At 67.3% G+C, this 21,496-nt stretch carries 16 protein-coding genes and 2 tRNA genes; 8 read left to right on the top strand and 10 right to left on the bottom strand.

Annotation, left to right across the window (positions count from 1 at the left end; translation table 11 throughout):
• The first annotated feature begins 70 nt into the window (after positions 1-70).
• From AAG816_RS07555 to AAG816_RS07540, 4 genes are all read left to right on the top strand, one after another.
• Positions 71-1,537, top strand: a complete 1,467-nt coding sequence (locus AAG816_RS07555; protein ID WP_341988965.1) for a multicopper oxidase family protein — start codon at positions 71-73, stop codon at positions 1,535-1,537.
• Positions 1,537-2,775 (top strand): di-heme oxidoredictase family protein, encoded by a 1,239-nt coding sequence (locus AAG816_RS07550; protein ID WP_341988964.1) that lies wholly within the window; start codon positions 1,537-1,539, stop codon positions 2,773-2,775. The genes AAG816_RS07555 and AAG816_RS07550 overlap by 1 nt, the downstream gene beginning before the upstream one ends.
• A gap of 148 nt (positions 2,776-2,923) precedes the next feature.
• On the top strand, positions 2,924-4,000 hold the full coding sequence (locus AAG816_RS07545) for an imelysin family protein (protein ID WP_341988963.1): 1,077 nt from the start codon (positions 2,924-2,926) through the stop codon (positions 3,998-4,000).
• Between the two features lie 37 nt (positions 4,001-4,037).
• Positions 4,038-5,144, top strand: coding sequence for a DUF1513 domain-containing protein (locus AAG816_RS07540; RefSeq protein WP_341988962.1), 1,107 nt, complete (start codon positions 4,038-4,040; stop codon positions 5,142-5,144).
• A gap of 15 nt (positions 5,145-5,159) precedes the next feature.
• On the opposite strand, the gene AAG816_RS07535 is transcribed toward AAG816_RS07540, so the two are convergent.
• The 4 genes from AAG816_RS07535 to AAG816_RS07520 form a co-directional block, all read right to left on the bottom strand.
• Positions 5,160-6,653, bottom strand: coding sequence for a carboxypeptidase M32 (locus AAG816_RS07535; protein ID WP_341988961.1), 1,494 nt, complete (start codon positions 6,651-6,653; stop codon positions 5,160-5,162).
• A 202-nt stretch (positions 6,654-6,855) separates the two neighbouring features.
• Entirely contained in the window at positions 6,856-8,946 is a 2,091-nt protein-coding gene (gene glgX / locus AAG816_RS07530; RefSeq protein ID WP_341988960.1) for a glycogen debranching protein GlgX, read from the bottom strand.
• Between the two features lie 149 nt (positions 8,947-9,095).
• Entirely contained in the window at positions 9,096-9,308 is a 213-nt protein-coding gene (locus AAG816_RS07525; protein ID WP_341988959.1) for a hypothetical protein, read from the bottom strand.
• 500 nt (positions 9,309-9,808) lie between these two features.
• Positions 9,809-10,396, bottom strand: coding sequence for a hypothetical protein (locus AAG816_RS07520; protein WP_341988958.1), 588 nt, complete (start codon positions 10,394-10,396; stop codon positions 9,809-9,811).
• Between the two features lie 300 nt (positions 10,397-10,696).
• On the opposite strand from AAG816_RS07520, the gene AAG816_RS07515 reads away from it, so the two are divergent.
• The gene (locus tag AAG816_RS07515; RefSeq protein WP_341988957.1) at positions 10,697-11,419 is read left to right on the top strand and encodes a response regulator; all 723 of its coding nucleotides are present in this window, start codon (positions 10,697-10,699) and stop codon (positions 11,417-11,419) included.
• On the top strand, positions 11,416-12,666 hold the full coding sequence (locus AAG816_RS07510; RefSeq protein ID WP_341988956.1) for an ATP-binding protein: 1,251 nt from the start codon (positions 11,416-11,418) through the stop codon (positions 12,664-12,666). The genes AAG816_RS07515 and AAG816_RS07510 overlap by 4 nt, the downstream gene beginning before the upstream one ends.
• A gap of 57 nt (positions 12,667-12,723) precedes the next feature.
• On the opposite strand, the gene AAG816_RS07505 is transcribed toward AAG816_RS07510, so the two are convergent.
• The 5 genes from AAG816_RS07505 to AAG816_RS07485 all read right to left on the bottom strand — a co-directional run bounded on the left by AAG816_RS07505 (position 12,724) and on the right by AAG816_RS07485 (position 16,831).
• Positions 12,724-12,800, bottom strand: a tRNA-Pro gene (locus AAG816_RS07505).
• 173 nt (positions 12,801-12,973) lie between these two features.
• The gene (locus AAG816_RS07500; protein WP_341988955.1) at positions 12,974-14,482 is read right to left on the bottom strand and encodes a sensor domain-containing diguanylate cyclase; all 1,509 of its coding nucleotides are present in this window, start codon (positions 14,480-14,482) and stop codon (positions 12,974-12,976) included.
• A 181-nt stretch (positions 14,483-14,663) separates the two neighbouring features.
• The gene (locus tag AAG816_RS07495) at positions 14,664-15,137 is read right to left on the bottom strand and encodes a DUF192 domain-containing protein (protein ID WP_341988954.1); all 474 of its coding nucleotides are present in this window, start codon (positions 15,135-15,137) and stop codon (positions 14,664-14,666) included.
• A gap of 234 nt (positions 15,138-15,371) precedes the next feature.
• Complete coding sequence (locus AAG816_RS07490; RefSeq protein ID WP_341988953.1) at positions 15,372-15,950, bottom strand: cold-shock protein; 579 nt, start codon at positions 15,948-15,950, stop codon at positions 15,372-15,374.
• Positions 15,951-16,057: 107 nt separating this feature from the next.
• Positions 16,058-16,831: a Sir2 family NAD-dependent protein deacetylase gene (locus AAG816_RS07485; protein ID WP_341988952.1), complete on the bottom strand. Its 774-nt coding sequence runs from the start codon at positions 16,829-16,831 to the stop codon at positions 16,058-16,060.
• Positions 16,832-16,885: 54 nt separating this feature from the next.
• Here AAG816_RS07485 and AAG816_RS07480 point away from each other — a divergent pair, with 54 nt between their 5' ends.
• Together AAG816_RS07480 and AAG816_RS07475 are read left to right on the top strand one after the other, a co-directional pair.
• Positions 16,886-17,308 carry a VOC family protein gene (locus tag AAG816_RS07480; RefSeq protein ID WP_341988951.1) on the top strand — a complete coding sequence of 141 codons (423 nt, stop codon included), beginning with the start codon at positions 16,886-16,888 and terminating at the stop codon, positions 17,306-17,308.
• A 126-nt stretch (positions 17,309-17,434) separates the two neighbouring features.
• Positions 17,435-17,509: transfer RNA gene (locus tag AAG816_RS07475), tRNA-Glu, on the top strand.
• A gap of 501 nt (positions 17,510-18,010) precedes the next feature.
• Here AAG816_RS07475 and AAG816_RS07470 read toward each other — a convergent pair.
• Positions 18,011-21,481 carry a cytochrome P450 gene (locus AAG816_RS07470; protein WP_341988950.1) on the bottom strand — a complete coding sequence of 1,157 codons (3,471 nt, stop codon included), beginning with the start codon at positions 21,479-21,481 and terminating at the stop codon, positions 18,011-18,013.
• Positions 21,482-21,496 lie beyond the last annotated feature (15 nt).

Below are 21,496 nucleotides of genomic sequence, written 5' to 3'. Positions count from 1 at the left end.
CTCTGGGATGCCGCGGGCCCCCGAACGCGGTGGGCACAGCGGCGCCACCGCGCCAGTTGTGGAACCCAACATGATTTCCAGACGCGGACTGATGCTCGCAAGTGCGGCGGCGGGGCTTGTGGCTTTTGCACCGTCAGCCATCGGGCAGGTGCCGGCATCCCTGGACACCCTGCCCGCCTCCGCGCCGGTGCGGCGCTTTGGGCTGACCGCCCGCGAGATCGAGGCCCGCCTGATGGGCCCGGACGGCCCCGTGACCCGCCACGTCTGCGCCTACGACGGCGCGTTATTCAAGATCGTCCGCGCGCCGCGCGGCACCCGGCTGGCGGTGGATTTCGAGAACCTGTTGCCGGACCCCACCACGGTGCATTGGCACGGCGTGCGCGGTCCGTATCTCTCCGACGGCGTCGCGCCTTTGACCCAGGACGTGGTGCCGCCCGGCGGGCGCTTCAGCTACAATGTGCCGCTGCCCGACGCCGGGCTGTATTTCTTCCATCCCCATTGCGACGAGACCGGGCAGGTCGGCCGCGGCCTGTTCGCCCTGCTGGTGGTGGATGATCCCGCCGAGCAGAAGGTGGGCTTTGATGCCGAGTGCTTCATCGTGGTGAAGGACTGGCGCCTCGCTTCCGACGGCCAGTGGCTCGCGATGAGCACCGACGAAGGAGCGGCAAATGCCGGCACCTTCGGCACCGTGCGCGCCACCAATGGCCAGATTACCGCGCCCCGGGTCGAGGTTCCGGCCTATGGCGACGTGCGGGTGCGCACCATCGTCGCCGATGCCACGCGCGTCATCGACCTCGGCTGCGATACGGACGACGCCTTCATCCTGGCGGTGGATGGCCAGGCCCTGCCCCCGGTGTCGTTCAAGGCCCTGCCCGACGATATCTGGCGCATGGGGCCGGCCATGCGGCTGGACATGCAGGTGCGCATGCCCGGCCCCGGCCAGGAAGTGAAGATCTATGACTATCGCTCCAGCGAGCCCTATCTGCTGACCACGCTGGTGGCGGTGGACAAGGGCAAGGCCAAGACCCCGCTGCGGGCCAAGGCCTTGCCCCAGCCGAAGGTGCCGCTGCCCGACCTGAAGAGCGCCAAGCGCCTGGACTATCTGCTCCAGGTCTCCGCCGGGCCAACCATCGTCTCGCCGGCGTTGCCTGCCGACGATCCGCTGAGCAAGGCGCTGGTGAGTTCGCTCTGTGTCGGCAGCACCACGCACTGGGCCATCAGCCGTGATTCCTGGGCCACCGACGAAGCCTTGCGCCTGCCGCCGCCCTTGGCGACCTTGTCGAACGGGACCAGTTACATCCTGTCCATGAGCAACGTGACCAAGCACGTGCATCCCATGCATCTGCACGGTCACGTCTTCCGGGTGCTGTCGTCGTCGAAGAAGAAGATGCCGCAATATCTCGCCGACACGGTGATGGTGGAGCCCAACGAAACCGTGGAGATCGCCTTCAAGGCGGTGAGCGGCAATTGGGTGTTCCATTGCCACATCCTCGAACACATGGATACCGGCCTCATGGGCTGGTTCAAGGTGGTCTGATGCGTGGCGGATGGAGACTGGGGCTGGCGAGCTTGTGCGCCGGGACCCTGGCCGCGGTCACCGCAGTGGCGGGGACGGGAACGCTTGACGATCTGGACCTGCGCATCGGCAAAGCGCTGTTCCAGCGCGCCTGGGTGCCAGCGCCCTCCTCTACCCATGGGGACGACGGCCTGGGGCCGCTGTTCGATGCCCGCTCCTGCGCCGCCTGCCATCCGGGCGGACAGCGGGCCCGGGCCGTGATCGAGAGCAATGGTCACATCGAGGGCCGCGGCATGGTCCTGGTCCTCGGCCGCCCCGACGGCTCCGGTGATCCGGTCTATGGACGCCGCCTTCAGATCGACGCGGTGCCGGGGCTGAGGCCGGAAGGTATCCTGGCGGTGCGGCAGGTGGCGCAGCCGGGCGGGCGGCTCGCCCGCGTGCCCACGCCGGAGGATCTGGGCTATGGCCCCCTCGATGCCGCCACCGGCATGTCCCTGCGCGTCAGCCCGGACCTGCGCGGCCGGGGCCTGCTGGAGCAGGTGCCGGAAAGCGCCTTGGTGGACCTGGAGGCGGTGCAGTCGCGCGGGCCGGACGCCGTCCACGGGCGCGTGCGGCGGGTGAGCCTGCCCGACGGCAGCACGGTGGCCGGTCGGTTCGGCTGGAAGGCGGCGCAGCCGAGCCTGAGCGCTCAATCGTCGGAAGCCTTTTTTCTGGACATGGGCCTGTCCACCCCCCTGCATCCTGAACCCTGGGGCGATTGCACCGAAAGCCAGACCACCTGCCGCGCCGCCCTCCATGGGCGCGAGAATGAGGACGGCTTCGAGATCCCCAACTCCTTGCTCACCCGCGTGGTGGCCTTTGTGGCCTCCCTGCCGGCGCCGCAGAGCCCGACCAGCGCGCGGGGCGCGCTGCTGTTCGCATCGACGGGCTGCGCGGCCTGCCATCAGCCGGTGCTGCCGCTTGCCAAAGGCGGCGAGGCACGCATGTTCACTGATCTGCTGCTGCATGATCTGGGGCCGGGTCTGGCGGATACCTTGCCGGAGCCGGGCGCTGCCGCCAGCGAATGGCGCACGGCGCCGCTGGCGGGCCTGTCGGACGCCCTTTCCCGCCGCACCGGCCTGCTGCATGACGGCCGTGCCAGTTCAGTGGAAGAGGCGGTTCTCTGGCACGGCGGGCAGGCTGAGCGGGCGGTGCGCCGCTTCCAGGCCTTGCCCCGGCGGGAAAAAGACGCGCTCCTGGCCTATGTGGGACGGCTCTGATGCAGCGACACAGAGCCGCCCCGACCTTGGCCCAAGTGACCCTGGAACCGCATCGGCGTAGCTTGCGCGCGACTGCCTTGACCTTCTTCCTGCGACACGGCCGGTGGCGTGATGCCGGCAACTTTGCGCCTCTATGGGAGCCCACGCTATGAAGCCACTGTCCCGACGGTTCCTCCTCGCGGCACTGGCCTGCGCCACCCTCGTCGGCCCCGCGGCTGCGGCCCCTGGGCCGACGTTGGATCCGGTGGCCTTGATCGAGGCCTGGCTTCTGCCCCGTTATGACGCGCTGGTGGCCGCAACGGCGGCGCAAAAACAGGCCTGGGCCAGCTTTTGCGCGAAGCCGGACCTTGCGGGCGCATCCACCTTGAAGGCGGCCTTCGCCAAGACGGCGGACAGTTGGACGGCGGTCGAATTCGTCACCATGGGTCCGGTGTCCCTGTCGCTGCGGGCCGATCGGTTCAACTTCTTCCCCGATCGCCGCAACGCCATTTCCCGCGGCATGGCCGAAATCATCGGCGATGCCGATCCCGCGCGGCTTGAACCCCTGCGCTTTGCCCAGTCCAGCGCCGCGGTGCAGGGCCTGCCGGCCCTGGAGCGCCTGCTCTATGAAGACGGCGCCGCGCAGGCGCTGGCCGGCGGCCCGGAAGCCGCCCATCGCTGCGCCTATGGCAGCGCCATCGCCCTGAATCTTGCCAATATCGCCTCCGAGGTGCGCACCGCCTGGGGCGACCGCACCAGCGGCGCCCTGGGCGCCATCGTTTCGGGCAAGGGCGATCCGGCTCTGTTTCCGGATGTGGGGGCCCTGCCCGGCATGATCCTCACCGATCTGTCCGGCGCCTATCAGCGGGTCACCGACACCAAGATCCTGCCCGTGCTCGGCACCGGCCCCCAGGACGCTAAGCCGATGCTGGCGGACGGCTGGCGCGCGGCCCGGTCCGGGCGGGTGGTCACGGTGATGATCCAGAGCGCCGATGCCCTGTTGCAGGAGATCGGCAAGCAATTGCCCAGCCGGCCGCAGTTCGTGGTGAACAAGGCCGCCGGCGCCGCCGACAAGGCCGCCGCCGATTTCCCCGACGATCTCGGCGCGGCCGCCCAGAGCGCGGCGGGTGTCGGCAAGGTTCAGGCGGCGGTCAAGGTGTTCAAGGCGGCGCAATTGACCGTCTACCGGCCGGTGGCATCCTATTTCGCCATCTCGCTCGGCTTCAATGCGCTGGACGGCGACTGAACACCGGATCTTGGCGGGGGCCGAAGGAGTGACACAGATGCCGATCACCCGCCGCAGCCTGCTGACCGCTACGGGCGCCGCCCTGCTGCTGCCCCGCCAGGGCTTTGCAGCGGTGCATGCACTGGATGAGGGCTGGCTGACCACGGCACGCGTCGGCGATGGCTTCGCCGCCCTGAGCGTCGGGGGCGAACTGTCCGCCACCCCGCGCGTCCCCTCGCCGGCCCGCCTGCACGGCATCGTTGCCAGTCCGCGCGGGCCGTTGGCGGTGGCGGTGGGTCGGCGTCCGGGGCATGTGGCCCTGGTGTTCGACCGGGACAAAGGCGGCCAGGTCGGCGAGTTCGCCCCCGGCGCCGGGCGGGTGTTTTCCGGCCATGGCCGGTTTTCGCCCGACGGCACCGTGTTCCTCACCAATGAGATCGAGCGCGGCGTGGACGAAGGCGCCAAGCGGGCCATGGGCCGGGGCATGCTGGCGGCGCGCAGCGTGGCGGGCGATTTCGCCATCGCAGCCGAATGGCCCACCGGCGGCGATGGCCCGCACGATCTGATGCGCGCCGGTCCGGTGCTGGTGATCGCCAATGGCGGCATCGAGCCCAACACCCCGGAAGCCCGAGATGCGGACGTGACCGGCAGCACCATCACGCTGCTGGACCCGGCCACGGGCGCCCTGCGCGGCGAAGGGGTGCTCTCGGCGGATCTGGCCAGCCTGTCGCTTCGGCATCTGGCGAGCGATGATCGCGGAACGGTGGTGGCCGCCCAGGACTTGCTGAAGGACGGCGTCGCCCGCCCCTTGCTGTTCGCCATCGCGGCGAACGGGGCGCTCACCCCGTTTGATGCGCCGGAGAATGAATTGCGGGCGCTGCGCGGCTATGTGGGCTCGGTGGCCCTCGACCGGTCCGGCGCCTTCGTCGCTTGCGCCACGCCGCGCGGCGGGCGGGTGGCGGTGTGGCAGCGCGATGGGCATTATGTGGGGGCGGTGCCCCTGGTGGACGGCTGCGGCCTGGCCGGCACCCGCACCCCCGGCCAGTTCATCGCCACCAGCGGCTATGGCGAGGTCATCCTGCTGGCGGCAACCGCCGAAGGCCTCGGCGTGGTGGCCCGCCGCACCGGCGGGCCACAGTTCGACAATCATGTCGTCCAGGTCTGAGGGACGGCCTGAGCCTCACGCCTCGCTGGTATAGCGCCGGCGCAGATGGGCCTTGAACACGCCCGCGTCCAGCGGCCGGCCGGTGGCGCGGGTGAGCAGATCGTCGGTCTGATAGAGCGAGCCCTGGCTGTGGATATGGGTGCGCAGCCAGCCCACCAGGGGTGTGAAATCGCCGCGGGCGATGCCTGGCAGAATGTCCGGCTCGGCCCGGTTGGCCGCATCGAACACCTGAGCGGCGGTCATGGCACCTAAAGTGTAGGTGGGGAAATAGCCCCAGCCGCCGCTCGGCCAGTGCACATCCTGGAGACAGCCCAGCCGGTCATTGGGCGGCACAACGCCCAGCAAGTCCTGCATCTGCGCATTCCAGGCCGAGGGCAGTTCGGAGAGCGGCATCTCATCGCCGATCAGCGCCTTCTCCAGCCGGTAGCGCAGGATCACATGGGCCGGATAGGTCACCTCGTCCGCATCCACCCGGATGAAGCCGCGCTCGACCTTGGTATAGCGCCGCCACAATGCCTCGGGCTCCCATCCCGCCCCGGTGCCGCCGAACGCCTCGCGCATGTGCGGGGCTGCAAAGTGCAGGAACTCGGGGCTGCGGCAGGCCTGCATCTCCATCAGCAGCGACTGGCTCTCATGCACGCTCATGCTGCGGGCCTGAGACACCGGCTGGCCCAGTAGCGCCTGCGGGCGGCCCTGCTCATAGAGCGCGTGGCCGGTCTCGTGCATCACGCCCATGAGGGCACGGGCGAAATCGGCCTCGTCATAGCGGGTGGTGATGCGCACGTCATTGTCGGCGCCGCCGCAGAACGGATGGGTGGAGACATCCAGGCGCCCGCGCTGGAAATCATAGCCCACCACGCCCATCATCTTCACGCCCAGCGCCCGCTGCGCCTCGATGGCGAACGGGCCGTCCAGCGCCGGGTCCACCGGCCGGCGGGCCTGGATGGCCAGAACCTCTTCGGTAAAGCCGGGCAGGAAGGCGGCCAGATCCTCGAACAAAGCGTCGATGCGCTCCGAGCGGCCGCCGGGCTCATAATCGTTCAGCAGCGCGTCATAGGGGCTGAGGCCGAGCTTCTCGCCCTTGGCCCGGCCGATCTCGCGCTGGAGTTTCAGCACCTCCGCCAGATACGGCAGAAGCGAAGGGAAATCCGAATCCGCCCGCGCCTGCCGCCAGGCCATCTCGCAGGCGGAAATGGCTTTGCTGGAGGCTTCCACCAGATCCGGCGGCAAGGCGGTTTCCACGGTCCAGATGCGGCGGATCTCGCGGATATTGGCCTGCGCCCAAGGATCAAGATCCGATTGGGCGTCGGCCTCCGCCAGCCAGTCGCCGATGCGCGGATCGGTCACCATGCCATGGGCCAGCACCCGCAGCAGCGCCATGCTTTCGGCCCGGGTGCCCACGGCGCCCTTTGGCATCATGGTATCGCTGTCCCATTGCAGGATGCCCAAGGCGTTGGACAAAGCCGCGGCGCGGCCGAAATGGGCGGAAAGGGCGGAATAGGCGGTCATGCATCCCCCGGCTTGCGTGCGGTCGCCATACGGCGCCCGCGTTTCTGAGGCCGGCCTCGCTGCCCAAGACGGAGACGTCCCTCGACAGCGGCGCGGCGCCCCATGGTTAGCAAGTCGGGATCGCCCCCGCCATCTCCAGGCTGTTCAAACGCCAGCGAGGCGGCATTGCCTGCCGCCTCGCGCAATCACAAACCTGATGGGATCAGGCGAACACCACCAGGGACCGGGCGGGCAATTCAATCGCCTCTTCGCCACCGGGAGTTTCGCGGTCGCCGCCCTCCGGGGCCTCGGTGTCGATCACCGCTCGCCAGACCTGCCCCTCCCGCTCAGGGAGTTTGAAGTCCACCGGCCCGTCATGGGCATTGAAGGCGATGACGATGTCCGACCACACCTCGCCGTCGTCGGCTTCGAGATCCTCCCGCATCAGCCGCAGGGCGATGGAGTTGGCACCCGCATCGGCCCATTGCTCCGGGGTCTGCTCGCCGCCGCCGGGATTGAGCCAGGTGACCACCATGCCATCGCGGAAGCTGTCCCGGCGCAGCAGCGGCTGCGCCGCCCGCATTGCCAGAAGCGAGCGGACGAAATCGGTCAGGGCCTGCCCTTCCGGCGTGATGCCCTCCCAATCCAGCCACGACAGCGCATTGTCCTGGCAATAGCCGTTGTTGTTGCCATCCTGGGTCCGGCCGAACTCGTCGCCGGCGAGGATCATGGGCGTGCCGTGCGAGAGCAGCAGGGTGGCCAGCATGTTGCGCTTCTGGCGCTCGCGGACCGCCGTGATCTCGGCATCATCGGTGGGGCCTTCAACGCCGTAATTATAGCTGCGGTTGTCCGAATGGCCGTCCTTATTGTCCTCGCCATTGGCCTCGTTGTGCTTGTCGTTATAGGAGACGAGATCGTTGAGGGTGAAACCGTCGTGGGCGGTGATGAAATTCACCCCGGCCCACGGCCGGCGGCCGCGCAGGTCATAGATGTCGCCGGAGCCGGTCACGCGGGCGGCAAAATCGCCCATGAGGCCCTCCGCGCCCTTCCAATAGTCGCGCACCGAGTCGCGATATTTGTCGTTCCATTCCGCCCAGCCCGGAGGGAAGCCGCCGACCTGATAGCCGCCGGGGCCGATGTCCCACGGCTCGCCCACCAGCTTGACCTTGGACAGAACCGGATCCTGGCCGACCGCATCGAAAAAGCCGCCGCGCTGGTCGAAGCCCGATGGCTCGCGCCCCAGGATGGTGCCGAGATCGAAGCGGAAGCCGTCCACTTCCATGTCGGTGGCCCAATAGCGCAGGGAATCCATCACCATCTGGGTCACGCGGGGATGGGAGACATTGACGGTATTCCCGGTGCCGGTGTCGTTGATGTAATAGCGCGGGGTTTCCGGCAGCGTGCGGTAGTAGCTGAAGTTGTCGATGCCCTTGAACGACAGGGTCGGGCCCAGTTCATTGCCCTCGGCGGTGTGGTTGTAGACCACGTCGAGGATGACCTCGATATTGGCATCGTGGAAGGTACGCACCATGTCCCGGAAGCCACCGACGCCCTTGGGGCCGAGGTAGCGTTGTTCCAGGGCGAAGAACGCCATGGTGTTGTAGCCCCAGTAATTGGTGAGGCCCTTTTCCGCCAGGTGTGAATCGTCGGGAAAAGCGTGAATCGGCAGCAGTTCCACCGAGGTGATGCCGAGGCTCTTGATATAGTCCACCAGGGCCTTCTGTCCGAGGCCGTCGAAGGTGCCGCGCAGCTCTTCCGGCACCGCCGGGTGCAACTGGGTCAGGCCGCGGACGTGGCCTTCATAAAACACCGTGCGGTCCCAGGGGATGCAGGGCTTGCGCGCAGGATCGCGCTGCATCGCCTTCGGATCGAGGATCCGGCACTTGGGCATTCCGGCGGCATTGTCGTCGGTGCTGAAGGAGAGGTCGGCCTCCTCCGCATCCAGCACATAGCCGAAGTGGGCCGGTGACCAGACCACCTCTCCCGCCAGTTCGCGGGCGTAGGGATCCAGCAGCAGCTTGTTGGGATTGAAGCGGTGGCCGTTCTCCGGATCGTAGGGGCCGTGCACCCGATAGCCGTAAAGGGTGCCGGGGCCGACGCCGGGGAGGTACCCGTGCCACACCTCATTGGTATATTCGGGCAGGGTGACGCGCTCCAGCTCGGTACCGCTGGCGGCATCGAACAGACACACCTCGACCCGTTCGGCAGCGGCAGAGAACAGCGCGAAATTGGTCCCCTCCCCATCATAAGTGGTGCCCAGAGTGGTGGAATCACCAGGCAGCACGTCGCGGGGGCCGGCGGATCTTTCGAGCATGAGCGTCTCGCTGAGCAGGAGGAAGGCTCTCTTGAACGCCCCGCGGGGCAGAAAGTTTCCCCAAGCTCGGAAATCACCTCAAATCGACGGTTCCTTACTACCTCTGACAGCATCTCTGCGCGTGGACCGGCCGCCCGCGATCCATCCTCTCAGGACAGGGGCGCGCGCGGCAGACAGGAGAGCAAGGCGGCCGGAAGGACCTGGGATTGCCGCAGGGTCTCGATCATCGTCAGAGCGCAGGACAGGCTGTCGCGACGCGCCCATTGGGTCGCGTCTTCCCACACCCGGCCGTATTGCTGCTCATAGAGCGCCTTGGCCATCAGTTCGGCGACAGCATCGGGATTTTCCAGTGAGCGTTGCATGAGCCGTCCTTTCAGAAAAAGGTCCTGCCGCTCCTCCGCCCGCAAGCGGGCACACCGAGCGGCGCGCAGTGGGCCCCCCGACCCGACATGGGCTGTCGATTTCGCCGCGCCTTCGTGACGGATACCGCCGCGCGACGGGAAGATGGGCAGCGAGCGCGCGCTTGAGCACGCTCGCTGCGGGACAGGAACCGGTGGTGGGGAACGGCTCCTCTCCGTCACGCCCCTCGGCTTGGCCGAAGGGTGAAGAGAACGGCGGACTGCCCCGCAGCAGATCCGCCGTAGAGGAAGGTTCCTGGTGGGGGAGAACCTCCCGCATTGAGGGCAGCGAGCATGCTCGCGCACGCCCGCTGCGGGACAGAAGCCCATGGTGGGGAAAGGCTCCTGTCCGTCACGCCCGCCGGCAGGGCCGGCGGGTGAAGAGAACGGCGGTCTGCCCCGCAGCAGATCCGCCGTAGGAAGAAGGCCCGTGGTGGGGGAGAGCCTCCTTCTTTTCGATAAGATCAGCCGGGCACGCCCGCCGGGAGCGGCGGAGGCGGCGGGCGATGGCCGTCAGGGCCGGGCGGAGGCGCCCCGCCCCCGAACGGCGGAGGGGGCAACAGCAGCGCTTCCAGGCGCCCCGCCCGCTCCATCTGCGCCGCCGAGAGCTTGGCCTTCAGCTTGTCGATGGCCGCAGCGAGCGCCTCGGCCTTCTTGCCATCGGCGATCACCTTGGAGGCAAAGGCTGCCGGACGGGCGAACGGGACCGACCCATCAACCAGGTCCGGAGGGGCCGGCGGCTGAGCCAGGGCCAGCAGCGCGTCGGTGAAATCGCGCCAGGCATCGAGCTGGTCGCTGCGGATGCCGAGGGCGGTTTCGGCCGCACTCAACGCGCCGGCCAGTTCCACCGGGCCCGGAGGCGGCGGCGGGAACCGGGGGCCGGGGAACGGTCCACCCATGAAAGGCGGCGGACCGGCCTGCCGGCCACCCTTGGCGGGACCGCCCGGCGTGGGCATTCCAGCGCCATCGGCGATCCGGCTTCCGCTATAGGCCGCGACCGCGCCTGAGACAGGGAGACGATCGCTGGTCTTACTCGTATCGGCATGCGCCATGGCGCCGCAATATCCTGCGACCCCAATGCCGACCAGCAGGGTCGCCGCGCAGACTTTCCGGGTAATCATCAGCCGTGATGTCCTGTCCCGTTTCGTTGAGGACATCCTGGCGGGAGGGGGTTGCTACCGATGGTCGGCGGATTGCGGGGTGTTACCGTTCGAGCAGGTTTTGTAACCCAATGTTGCCACGGCCCTCTGAGCAACGCCCCGTTGCACTCTGGCGTCGGCCCGGCGCCCGCCGTACCGTAATCAGCGGGGATGACGGTTACAGACCGCCCAGGCGAGGAGAAGGACGACAGAGTGGATAACGCGCCCCATGTGCTGGTGGTCGACGACGACCAGGAAATCCGCAAGCTCCTGGCGCGCTACCTGGTGGCCCAGGGTTTCAGAACCACCGTCGCCGCCAGCGGCCGCGAGATGGAGGAGCGCCTCGCCGTCAATCGGTTCGACCTGGTGGTGCTCGACCTGATGCTGCCGGACGCCTCGGGCCTGGATCTCTGCCGCTCCTTGCGCGGACGCTCCCGCGTGCCGATCATCCTGCTCACCGCCTTGAAGGAAGATGTGGACCGCATCATCGGCCTGGAGATCGGGGCCGACGACTATCTCGGCAAGCCGTTCAATCCCCGCGAACTGGTGGCGCGGATCCGCGCCGTGCTGCGCCGCTCGTCCGAGCGCGAGGAGCCGGTCGTCCCTGGAGCGGCGTTCCGGTTCGCCGGATTTACCGCCGACCACGGCACCCGCCGCGTCACCATGGCGGACGGCGAGGAAGTGCCGTTCACCTCGGCGGAGTTCGACCTGCTCATGGCATTCCTGGAGCGGCCGGGCCGCATCCTGTCGCGGGACCAGTTGCTGGACATCACCCAGGGCCGGGAAGCCGGCCCGTTCGATCGTTCCATCGACGTGCTGGTCAGCCGGGTCCGGCGCAAGCTGGGCGATGCGGGGAGCTTCCAGATCCTGAAGACCCAGCGCAACGGCGGCTACCAGCTATCCGTCCGGGTGGAAACCATGAAGGCGCAATCATGAATACCCTGCGCACCAAGCTGACCGCCCTTCTGGTCATTGCCATTCTCGTGGTTGTGGCGATTTCGACCGTGTTCTTTTTCTATGTGCTGGGTCCGCGCCCCGAACGGCGTGGCGAGGAAGCCATCGTTGCGGAGATTGCCCTGATCCTTGAGCTGCTGCGCGGCGGCTCGGGAACCGAGGGAAGTGCACTGGCGGGCGTGCGGTCCAACCCGCCGGAGGGCTGGTTCGATCCGGTGGCATCGCGGATGCTGACCCGTGCCATGGAAGCCCGCGGCGAAGCCCAGACGGTGACGGTCTACCAGCCTGAGCAGGGCGGCGCCGGAAGCGCGTCGGTCCGCCTGCCGGACGGGCGCTATCTAGTGCTTCCCGTGCATATGATGCCGCCGCCGCCGAACAATTTCAGCCTCATCCTTGGGGGATGGCTGTTGCTCATTACCCTGGGCACAACCGGCGTCGTCATTGTTGCGGTGTATCGGATGACTCAGCCCCTCGCCATCATCGAAAAGGCGGTGGCGGAAATCGGCCCGGATGGCGAACTGCCGAAGCTGGAAGAGACCGGGACCACCGAGGTGCGGGCCGCCGCCGTTGCCATCAACCGGCTGTCGGCGCGGCTGAAAAGCTCCATGGAGAGCCGCATGCGGATCGTGGCGGCGGCGGCCCACGATCTGCGCACCCCCCTCACCCGCATGCGCCTGCGCGCGGAATTCCTGGAGGAGGAACGGGAGCAATGGCTGGCCGATCTCAGCGAACTGGACCGCATCGCCGACAGCGCCATCCGCCTGGTGCGCGAGGAGGTGGAGGGGGCCGGCAGTGAAGCCATCGACCTGCACACCCTGGCACAGGATCTCACCCAGGAACTGCAGGAGACCGGCCTCAATGCCGAGCTGCTGCGCGCCGACGCGGTCACGGTGGTGGGCCAGCCCATCGCCTTGAAGCGGGCCGTGCGCAATTTGATGGTGAATGCGGCTACCCATGGCAGAGCCGCGCGGATCGGCGTCTATGCGGAGGCGGGAAAAGGCGTCCTGGTGATCGAGGATGATGGCCCGGGCATTCCCGAGGCGCTCATGGCGCGGGTGTTCGAACCGTTCTTTCGCGTGGATCCCGCCCGGCAGGCCACCATCCCCGGCGCGGGGCTGGGCCTTGCCATCGCCCATGAAATCGTGACCCGCCACGCCGGCGTGCTCTCGCTGGCCAACCGGCCAGGCGGGGGATTGCTGCAGCGGGTGGAATTGCCCCGCGCCAGTTGATCGCCGCGACCGGTCAGCGGGCAAATGGCAGGCGATCTGCGGGGATTTCGCGGAAAATGGTCGGAGCAGCAGGATTCGAACCTGCGACCCTCTGCTCCCAAAGCAGATGCGCTACCGGGCTGCGCTATGCTCCGACGTGCCGCGAAGGCTTGTGTTGCGTACGTTTTTTGCAGCCGTGGCGCAAGGGCGGCGCGGTGGATAACGGAACAAAACGACATCGAACGCGGTCACGGCACCCAAAGTCCCGCACCGTCGCGGGCGGGACTGGGCACCAGGTTCCGCCCGCGATCAGCCGCGCCCGACCCGGTCACGGAAGGGCGGCGACGCTGTTGCGCCCAGCATCCTTTGCCTTGTACAGCGCGAGATCGGCGGCGCGGAACAGGCTCTCCATCTGGCCATCCGGTGGCACATGGACCGTGCCCAGACCGATGCTCACGGTCGCGCGCAGCACCCGCCCCTTCCCGTCGCTGAGCTGGAGGTCCTCCACCCGGCTGCGAATGCGTTCGCCGACGCCAAGCGCCCCCTCGCGGCCGGTCGCCGGCAGCAACACGGCAAACTCGTCCCCGCCATAGCGCGCGGAGACATCATCCGGACGCAGGAGCGAACTGCTGATGGCATCGGCGATGGCGCGCAGAAGCTGGTCGCCCATCTCGTGGCCGAAATTGTCGTTGACGCTCTTGAAGCGGTCCACATCTACGATCAGCAACGACAGCGGCTGCTCCAGGCGGGCCGTGCGATCCCATTCCCGGGACAGGGCATCGTCAAACTGCCGCCGGTTCGAAAGGCCCGTCAGCACGTCGGTGGTGGCCAAGCGCTCCAGTTCGTCCTCCACCTTCATCTGCCGGGCGAGGGCCCGCTGGAGCGAGATGAACAGCCCGATGATGATGATGCAGACCAGCACGCCGGTGCCAAAAATGGTCACGGCTTCCGCAATCCAGCTGTCAAAGACATCCTCGACGGAAAAGCCCACCGCCAAGACCAGCGGATAGCTGCCAAGGCGGCCGTACACATAGTGGCGGGTGATGCCGTCGACGACGGCCCGCGCCGTGAAGTCCTGCACCGGCCCGGAGAGCATGCGCTGGAACGTCGGACTGCCGCCGATGTTCAGGCCGACATTGCCTTTGCCATCGGTGGAGGGCGTGCGCATCACCATGGTGCCGTCGGTGCGCGTAATGGAGATGATGCCGGACCGTCCCAGCCGGACATTCGAAAACAAGGATGAAAAATAAGCCAGCCGCACGGCGCCCATCACGACACCCTCGAACTGCCCGTCCGGCCCCGTCAGCCTCCGGCTCAGCGCGATGCTGGGATCGCCCGCGCGCAGGCGGCTGTCATAGGGCGCGCTCAGATAGGTTCCGGCCTGACGGTCGCGATGCACTTGGAAGTAGTCACGATCGAAAAAATCGCCGTCCCGCGCGGGCGAGCCGCCGGAATCATAGATGATCTTTCCGGTGGGTGAGAGCACCAGCATGGACCCCAGGTATTCCGCGGTTCCCGCCCGATCGAACAGTGCCATGTTGCGGATCTGGGGATCCAGCCCTTTCAGATCCACCAGGTGGAATGCTTCCTGGACGCCCGCCAGCGACAGATCCACGATATTGAGATTGCGTTCGATGCTGGCGCTCAGGGTCGCAAGGACGTTCTCCGCCGACCGCATGGCGCTGTTCCACGCCGCAGCCCGCACCTGCCAGAGCAGATATCCCTGCAGCAGCAGAATGACGGCCACCGCCGCCCCGATGGCGACCGCGGACAGGATGCGAACAAGCCGTGCCCGCATGTCCCGCGCCGCGAGCAGGCGGAAGAGACGCGCGTTCACACGAGAGACTCCCACACGCACCGCATCGGCACATCAGCCACCACAACAAGCCACTTTCCGATGCCGCTTCAGCCACAGGCACCCAGTCCCGAACCTGGACGCATGCAGCCGTCCATTCAACCCTCGCGATCGTACCGCCGCCGCATCGCGATCCGCTTCGATCAGCCCCGCATCCCTTGCCTTACGGGCCTCGGAACAAGGTGTTTGCGACCTTGTCCCCGCGGGCGATGCCGAGTTTGCGGGCCTCGCCGCCGCCGATCTCGATCACCGCGCGCACCGGCTCACCGGACGAAATCGTGCGTTCTGAGAAGGGCGTGGTGTTTTCCTCGATCCGGGCGATGGTGCCGTCCGCCCGGATGAACAGCATGTCGAGCGGTATATATGTATTCTTCATCCACATATAGACCGGCTGGTCGGAGCCGAAATCAAACAGCATGCCCTGCCGCTCGGGCAGCACCTTCCGATTCATCAGGCCGGTGGCCCGCTGGTCTTGCGTGCGGGCCACTTCCACCTCGATGAGCACCACCCCCGTCTTGGTGGCGATTTCAACCGGGTCCAGGCTCGCCGCGCGCACGGCCTGCGAGATGCCGCACAGGATCAGGAGGCTCAGGGCGAAGGCCCGCAGAGCCGCAAGGCCTCCGTGCGTCTGGGACATGCGGGATCGAAAAGCGGGCCGCTGGGCCATAACGGTCATGACAGGCCTCGATGTGCCGGGAGTGGGATGGCGGTGAACCACAATCAGATGCGCTCCAGCCGATAGGATGGAAGCGCATCGGAGGGAAGGGGAGATGGGGCAGAACCCACCACGGACCAGCCCCCGTCCGACACCGCCTCCTGACCGCCACGGTGAGGCGCGGGGGGCGGACAGCCAAGACGCTGAAATCGAGGGTCAGTAGGCGCCCAGCGCGACATCGTCCGCTTTCACGTCCGTCGCCATCAGGCCCTTTGGTCCGTCACCGTAGCGCACCAGGACCGTCTGTCCCGGACGCAATTCCGTGAGGCCCTGCTGCCGCAACGTCTCCATGTGCACGAAGATGTCGGGCATGCCCTCCCCTTTCGACAGGAAGCCGAACCCGCGCACGCGGTTGAACCACTTCACCACCGCCGGTTCGAAGTCGCCGGTCGGGGCAATGTGAACGCGCTCGCGCGGCGGCGGCGCCGGCGACTGAACCGCAGTGGACATGTCCAGGGAGATGATTCGGAAGGCTTGCAGGCCCTTGGCGCGCTGAACCGCCTCGCAGACGATCCGCGCGCCTTCCATGGCAGCGCTGAAGCCGTCCCGGCGCAGGCACGTCACATGCACCAGCACGTCGGGGCCTCCGCCGTCCGGCACGATAAAGCCGTAGCCCTTTCCGGCATCGAACCATTTCACGGCACCGGACACTTCCACCAGATCAACCGGCGTTTCCGCAGGTTCCTCCAGGGGATGGTTCAGCCGCGGTCCGAGACCCAGTGCATCAGACCCCATGACAAACCCGACCTACGCGTGCGGGAACCGTTCAGGAGTGCACAGGATAGCAATTTGCGGCTCCCACGCACACCTTTTCGTTGCAGTGCGATGTGAGAATCTCGCGCTCAGCCGCCCTCAGTGCAGAATGGCTCCAGCACGTCGCCGATGTCCGCCCTCACCACGAGATCGGCGACCGGATCCAGGTCGGTGGCTTCGCGGTTGAGAATCACCAGGTTCGCCCCCGCCCGGCGGGCGATCGCCGGCAACCCCGCCGCAGGATAGACCACCAGCGACGAGCCCAGCACGATGAACAGATCGCAGTCCTGCGTCAGTTCGATCGCCCGCTCCATCTCCCGCTGCGGCATGGCCTGGCCGAACGAAATGGTGGCGCTTTTCACTGGGCCGCCGCAGTGCGGGCAATCCGGGGCGGTGCCCCCCGTCGCTTCGAACTGGGTGCGCACCCAAGCGAGTTCCTGGCGGGTGCCGCAGTCGAGGCAGGTGGCATAGGTGCCATTGCCGTGCAGTTCCACCAGGGCCGCATCGGGAACGCCGGAGGCCTGGTGCAGGCCGTCGATATTCTGGGTGATGATGCCGCTCATCCGCCCATTCGCCACCAGCCGGGCCAAAGCCTTGTGCCCGCGCCCCGGCACCGCGCCGGAAAAGGCGGCATCCATGGCGAACTTGCGCCGCCAGGCTTCGTTGCGGACCTCCCGATGGGCCACGAACGCATCAAACGGAATCGGCTTGTTCTGCGTCCACAGGCCGCCCGGCGAGCGAAAGTCGGGAATGCCGCATTCCGTGGATAGCCCGGCGCCGGTGAAGGCGACGACGCTGGTGGCGTCTTGGATAAAATCCGCGAGAAGCGCCTGGGCGGTCTTGAGATCGGGCTCGAACATCATACGTTCCGCTCGCCGCCAACCGGCGCTCCTCTCCCATGTCCCGAAGGGCCAGTCATGCGTTTTCTCCACACCATGGTCCGCGTGACCGACATTGATCAGTCGCTGGAATTCTATTGCACCAAGCTGGGATTGCAGGAGGTCCGCCGCAAGGAGGTGCCGGCCGGTCGCTTCACCCTGGTCTTCCTGGCCGCCCCCGGCCAGACCGGCGGCGGCGAAATCGAGCTGACCTACAATTGGGACCCGGAAGCCTATGGCGAGGGCCGCAACTTCGGCCATCTCGCCCTGGAGGTGGACGACATCTACGCCACCTGTGCCAAATTGAAGGACGGCGGCGTCACCATCAACCGTCCTCCCCGCGACGGCCACATGGCGTTCGTGCGGTCGCCGGACAATATTTCCATCGAACTGCTGCAAAAGGGCGGCGCCCTGCCTCCGCAAGAGCCTTGGGCCTCGATGCCGAACACCGGCAAATGGTGAGCCTAACTCACTGATCTAACACGGTTTCGGGGCATTGAGCCGGATCACTACCCACAGGCTTTATGCACCCGGAACCGCCTCCCCCTTGCAGGCTCGGAATCGTCACCCTATAAGAACGCCGCCGCAGCGCCCTTCGTCTATCGGTTAGGACGCCACCCTTTCACGGTGGAGAGAGGGGTTCGACTCCCCTAGGGCGCGCCAGCGGCTTCAAGGACTAAGCTCCTCCGGAGCTGAAACCCTCCACGATCCGTCAAGAAAACGATGGTGGATGGTTACGGGTTTTGCAGACACTCATCTCCAGATCGCACAACCGACGTCGGCTCGCTACGCGACCGACGCGTGGGGCGGGAGTGGATGAGAGCCGCCCGGCATTCCTGATGAGAGCGGCGCCGCACACGAGGGGAAGCGGTGGCGTATTTCGAATTCATTCCGAGATAGACGCTGTATCATTATACGTCAGCAGCCGCCTTCGAAGGTATTGCGTCGAGCAAAGAGCTTTGGCTCTCCAATTTGCTCACATCGAATGTCCCCCGCGAGCTCGAGTTCGGATATGCGCACCTTGCCAGCGTCGTGTCGCAGATAAGGCAGCGCTCGGATATCAAGAACGCGTCTCGGATATCGCCGACGTTGGTCCAGCGATCGCCAGGTGCACGGCGAGATCGCCATGCATCGCCATGCCTGACGCGAAGCGGCTGATCATCGTCAGTTGGAGGCCCAAACGTCCAGGAGGTAGCGCTGCGCGGCTTCCAGCTCGGGCAAGGCCGGGGCCCCGAGGATGTCGGTCAGGGCCGCGCGGACATCGGGAGCCATGGTGCGGGCATTGCCGCAAATCAGGATGGAGGCCCCGCGCGCGACCAGTTCCTTGACCGTGGCGGAATGGGCCCGCAGCAGATCCTGCACATAGGTCTTTGGGGTGTCCTCGCGGCGCGAGAAGGCGACCGCCAGCAGGTTCAGCGTGCCTTCGTCCTGGTACGCCTCCAGTTCCTCGCGATAGAGGTAATCGCCCTCGTTCCGGCAGCCGAAGAACAGCAGGACCGGCCCCACCTCAACGCCCTTCGCCTTCAGCGCGTGCCGTTCCTGGATGAAGCCGCGCAGGGGCGCGATGCCGGTGCCTGGGCCCACAAGGATGAGCGGCGCCAAAGGATCCTCCGGCAGGTGAAAGGCGCTGCCCGTGTCCTTCACAACCACGCGTAGCGTCGTGCCCTCGGCGCGGCCCGCGAGATAGGTGCTGCACAGGCCCTCATGCTCGGTTCCGTCGCCGCATCGGAAACGGTGCGCCCCAACGGTAAGTGAGCAGCTATCCGGCGCCAGCAAGGGCGAGGACGAGATAGAATAGTAGCGCGGCTTCAGCGCCGGCCGCAGGCTGAGCAAGGTGGCCAGATCGAGCTGCACCGACGGCACCTGTGCGAGCAGATCCACCATGCGCGGCCTACTGGCAGCAAGGGTCGGGAAATCGGCGAGCCATTGAGTGATCCGGGCCTGATCGGGCGGGCAGCGGGCCGCCATCATCCAGGCCCGCAGTTCGCGCCGCGTCACCGGGCCGGCCAGGTCCACATGCTCGGCGAGAAGCTCGCCCACGCGGACCGGCACGCCGAAGGGCAGCCCACCCTCCCCCTCCGCTTCCGGCTTCAGGGCGGTGAGCAGCACCGGCGTTTCAGGGACCAAGCCGCAATGCGCCAGCGCGGCGGCCACCAGTGCCGCCGGATTGCTGGGGAAGACGCCCAGATGATCGCCGGCGGAATAGGCGGCGCCGGCGGGCAGGGACAGCTCGATATGGCGGGTAGACCCGCGCGCGTCCGGCGCTTGCAGTTCGCGGTTGACCCGCACCTCGATCCGCACGGCGTCCTGATCGAGTGCCGTGCCACGGCGCGGTGCCGCCTCCGCCGCCGCGCCGGCGAAATTCACCACCTCCACCTTGATGGCCGGCGTCTCAGCCGCGTCGACGTCCTGGGGACGCCCGACGTTGGCGCTATCGAGCGCATGCCACAGACCCGCCGTCCAGCTCTCCACCGCCGCCTCGAAGTCGCCGTCTGCGTCGGCCGCGCCGGGCGCCAGAAGCGGCGTGCCACCGCGCGCCCCGAGACCCTCGGCGATAGCCCGGGGGAATTTCTGGAAGGTCTGGCGCCACTGCGCATTGCCGCAGCCTAGCACCGCAAACCGCACCCCGGCGCAAGTGTCCGTGGGGGCAGTCTCCAGCCAGCGGGCGAAGCCGACGGCATTGTCCGGCGGCGCGCCATTATAGGTGGAGGTGACGATGACCACCGGTCCCTCCGTCAGCCAGGGCTGGCCCACCTGCTCGTCGAGTTCCGCGACGCGCGCGGCAAAGCCCCGGCTACCGGCATCCCGCGCCAGGGCGAGGGCGATGTCGCGGCAGCCGCCCATGTTGGAGCCGTAGAGCACACTCATGGGCCGACCCGCCGCAGCGGTCCCGACCGGAACCGGCTGATCCTTCGGCGCGTCCGCTCTTGCCGGGAACCGGCCCTTCACCTCGGGCCGCCGTTCCAGCAGCATTTCCAGATGGTCCGGCTTCACGGTCAGCGCCTGCTTGTGGCGCAGCACGTAATGCGGATCGCGCGGGCGGGCGGTGTATCTCTGGATGAAGCGGGCGAGCACCATGCGCGCTTCGAGCAGGGCGAACTGGAACCCGATGCAGGAGCGGACTCCCATGCCGAAGGGATGGTAGGCATCGCGGTGGTGCTTGCCCTCCTCGCCCGGCAGGAAACGGTCGGGGCGGAAGCTGTGCGCGTCCGGCCCCCAGAAACGCGGATTGGTGTGCAAGTTCGTCAGCGACACGAACATGCGCTCGCCCGCCTTCACCGCGTAGCGTCCGTTTCCGACGGTCGTGTCGCGCGTGACATAACGGGGGAACATGGGCACCGGCGGGCACAGCCGCAGCGCCTCCTTCAGCACACGCTGGGTGTAGTCGAGCCGGCCGCAGTCCTCATAGGTCGGGACATAGGAGAAGTCCCGGCCGAGCACCTGATCCACCTCGGCGATCAGCTTTTCGAGCGCTTCCGGATTCTTCCACAGATGATACAGCGCGTAGGAGAGCATGCCGCTGGTGGTTTCATGCCCCGCGATCAGCAGGACGATGAGCTGGCCGCGAATATTGTCGTCCGGCAGCTTCAACCCCGTTACCCGGTCCGGCGTGGTGAGCATCACCTGCAGCAGGTCCGTCGGCACGGGCGCGCCAGTCTGCATGAGCGCGCGCCGCTCCTGGATAATGGCGTTCACATCATCCAGCATGATCTTGTCGGCGGCGGCGCGCTGGCGGCGGGCCTCGTGGTAGAAGACTTCCGGCAGGAGGCGCTTTGGCTCCTGCATGGCATCCACCAGAACCAGATTCATAGCCTCCACAAACGGCGGTAGCGCCGGGGAGTCGATGGCATCGTACCGCTTGTTGAAGGCGGCGTAGGAGATGGCCTCAAAGGTCATCCGGGTCATCAGGTCGGTCGCGAGGAAGCTCTCGTCGGGCCCCAGCCGGTCGAGATGGGCCAGCAGGTCGTCCGCCACCTCGACGATGCGGCCATAGTAGTTCTTCAGCGCCGTGGAGCCGAAGGCGGGGGCAAGGATGCGGTGCGCGCGATGCCACAGCGGATCATCGTCACTGGCGGTGAACAGCGCGCTGCCGACGCTCTTTTCCGCGAGGTTGCCGAGGCCGCCGCGGCCCTCCACCACTTTGGCGAACACGTCGGGTGCCGCCGTCATCTCCGAGACGATATCGGCATCGGCGCAGAAATAAGCCCGACCGCCCGGCGCGTTGAAGGCGAAGAAGTCACCATAGCGGGCGTGGAGATCGGCCATCGCGCCCACAAGGCCCTCCGCGTGGTGCAGTTCGGGCAGGTTTCCGACGATGGGGTACGGCTTGGGACCGGGAACGGCGTCATGTGTCCCGGTGGCATCCGTGCCGGCGATCACCAGCGTCAGCCGCGCTCCGTCCGGAACGCTGTCGTCCAGCGCCACAACCATTCCGTCCGGCGTTTCCACGTGGAAGGCAGCGCCGGGCTCGAGGCGGGCGGCAAGGCGGACCGCCTCCAACACCGCCTCGCGGCTGGCACCGGAAAACCAGCCCACCCGCACATGGCCGGCTGCGAGCGCAAGTTCAATGCTCTTCAGGCCGGGCGCGGCATGATCGGCCACGGTCTCATCGAAGGGAGGCTTGCTGGTAGACATGGGGGCTCCTGGCGC

It is taken from the genome of Azorhizobium sp. AG788, assembly GCF_943371865.1.
In the GTDB taxonomy this organism is placed as follows: Bacteria; Pseudomonadota; Alphaproteobacteria; order Rhizobiales; family Xanthobacteraceae; genus Azorhizobium.
Note: the sequence above shows the minus strand (reverse complement) of the source record. Positions and strands in the feature narration are given on the sequence as shown.

Bases quoted from the DNA above. Each gene is read 5' to 3' on its own strand.
- AAG816_RS07555 (WP_341988965.1), top strand. From the start codon at position 71: ATGATTTCCAGACGCGGACTGATGCTCGCAAGTGCGGCGGCGGGGCTT.
- AAG816_RS07550 (WP_341988964.1), top strand. From the start codon at position 1,537: ATGCGTGGCGGATGGAGACTGGGGCTGGCGAGCTTGTGCGCCGGGACC.
- AAG816_RS07545 (WP_341988963.1), top strand. From the start codon at position 2,924: ATGAAGCCACTGTCCCGACGGTTCCTCCTCGCGGCACTGGCCTGCGCC.
- AAG816_RS07540 (WP_341988962.1), top strand. From the start codon at position 4,038: ATGCCGATCACCCGCCGCAGCCTGCTGACCGCTACGGGCGCCGCCCTG.
- AAG816_RS07535 (WP_341988961.1), bottom strand. From the start codon at position 6,653: ATGACCGCCTATTCCGCCCTTTCCGCCCATTTCGGCCGCGCCGCGGCT.
- glgX (WP_341988960.1), bottom strand. From the start codon at position 8,946: ATGCTCGAAAGATCCGCCGGCCCCCGCGACGTGCTGCCTGGTGATTCC.
- AAG816_RS07525 (WP_341988959.1), bottom strand. From the start codon at position 9,308: ATGCAACGCTCACTGGAAAATCCCGATGCTGTCGCCGAACTGATGGCC.
- AAG816_RS07520 (WP_341988958.1), bottom strand. From the start codon at position 10,396: ATGGCGCATGCCGATACGAGTAAGACCAGCGATCGTCTCCCTGTCTCA.
- AAG816_RS07510 (WP_341988956.1), top strand. From the start codon at position 11,416: ATGAATACCCTGCGCACCAAGCTGACCGCCCTTCTGGTCATTGCCATT.
- AAG816_RS07495 (WP_341988954.1), bottom strand. From the start codon at position 15,137: ATGTCCCAGACGCACGGAGGCCTTGCGGCTCTGCGGGCCTTCGCCCTG.
- AAG816_RS07490 (WP_341988953.1), bottom strand. From the start codon at position 15,950: ATGGGGTCTGATGCACTGGGTCTCGGACCGCGGCTGAACCATCCCCTG.
- AAG816_RS07485 (WP_341988952.1), bottom strand. From the start codon at position 16,831: ATGATGTTCGAGCCCGATCTCAAGACCGCCCAGGCGCTTCTCGCGGAT.
- AAG816_RS07480 (WP_341988951.1), top strand. From the start codon at position 16,886: ATGCGTTTTCTCCACACCATGGTCCGCGTGACCGACATTGATCAGTCG.
- AAG816_RS07470 (WP_341988950.1), bottom strand. From the start codon at position 21,481: ATGTCTACCAGCAAGCCTCCCTTCGATGAGACCGTGGCCGATCATGCC.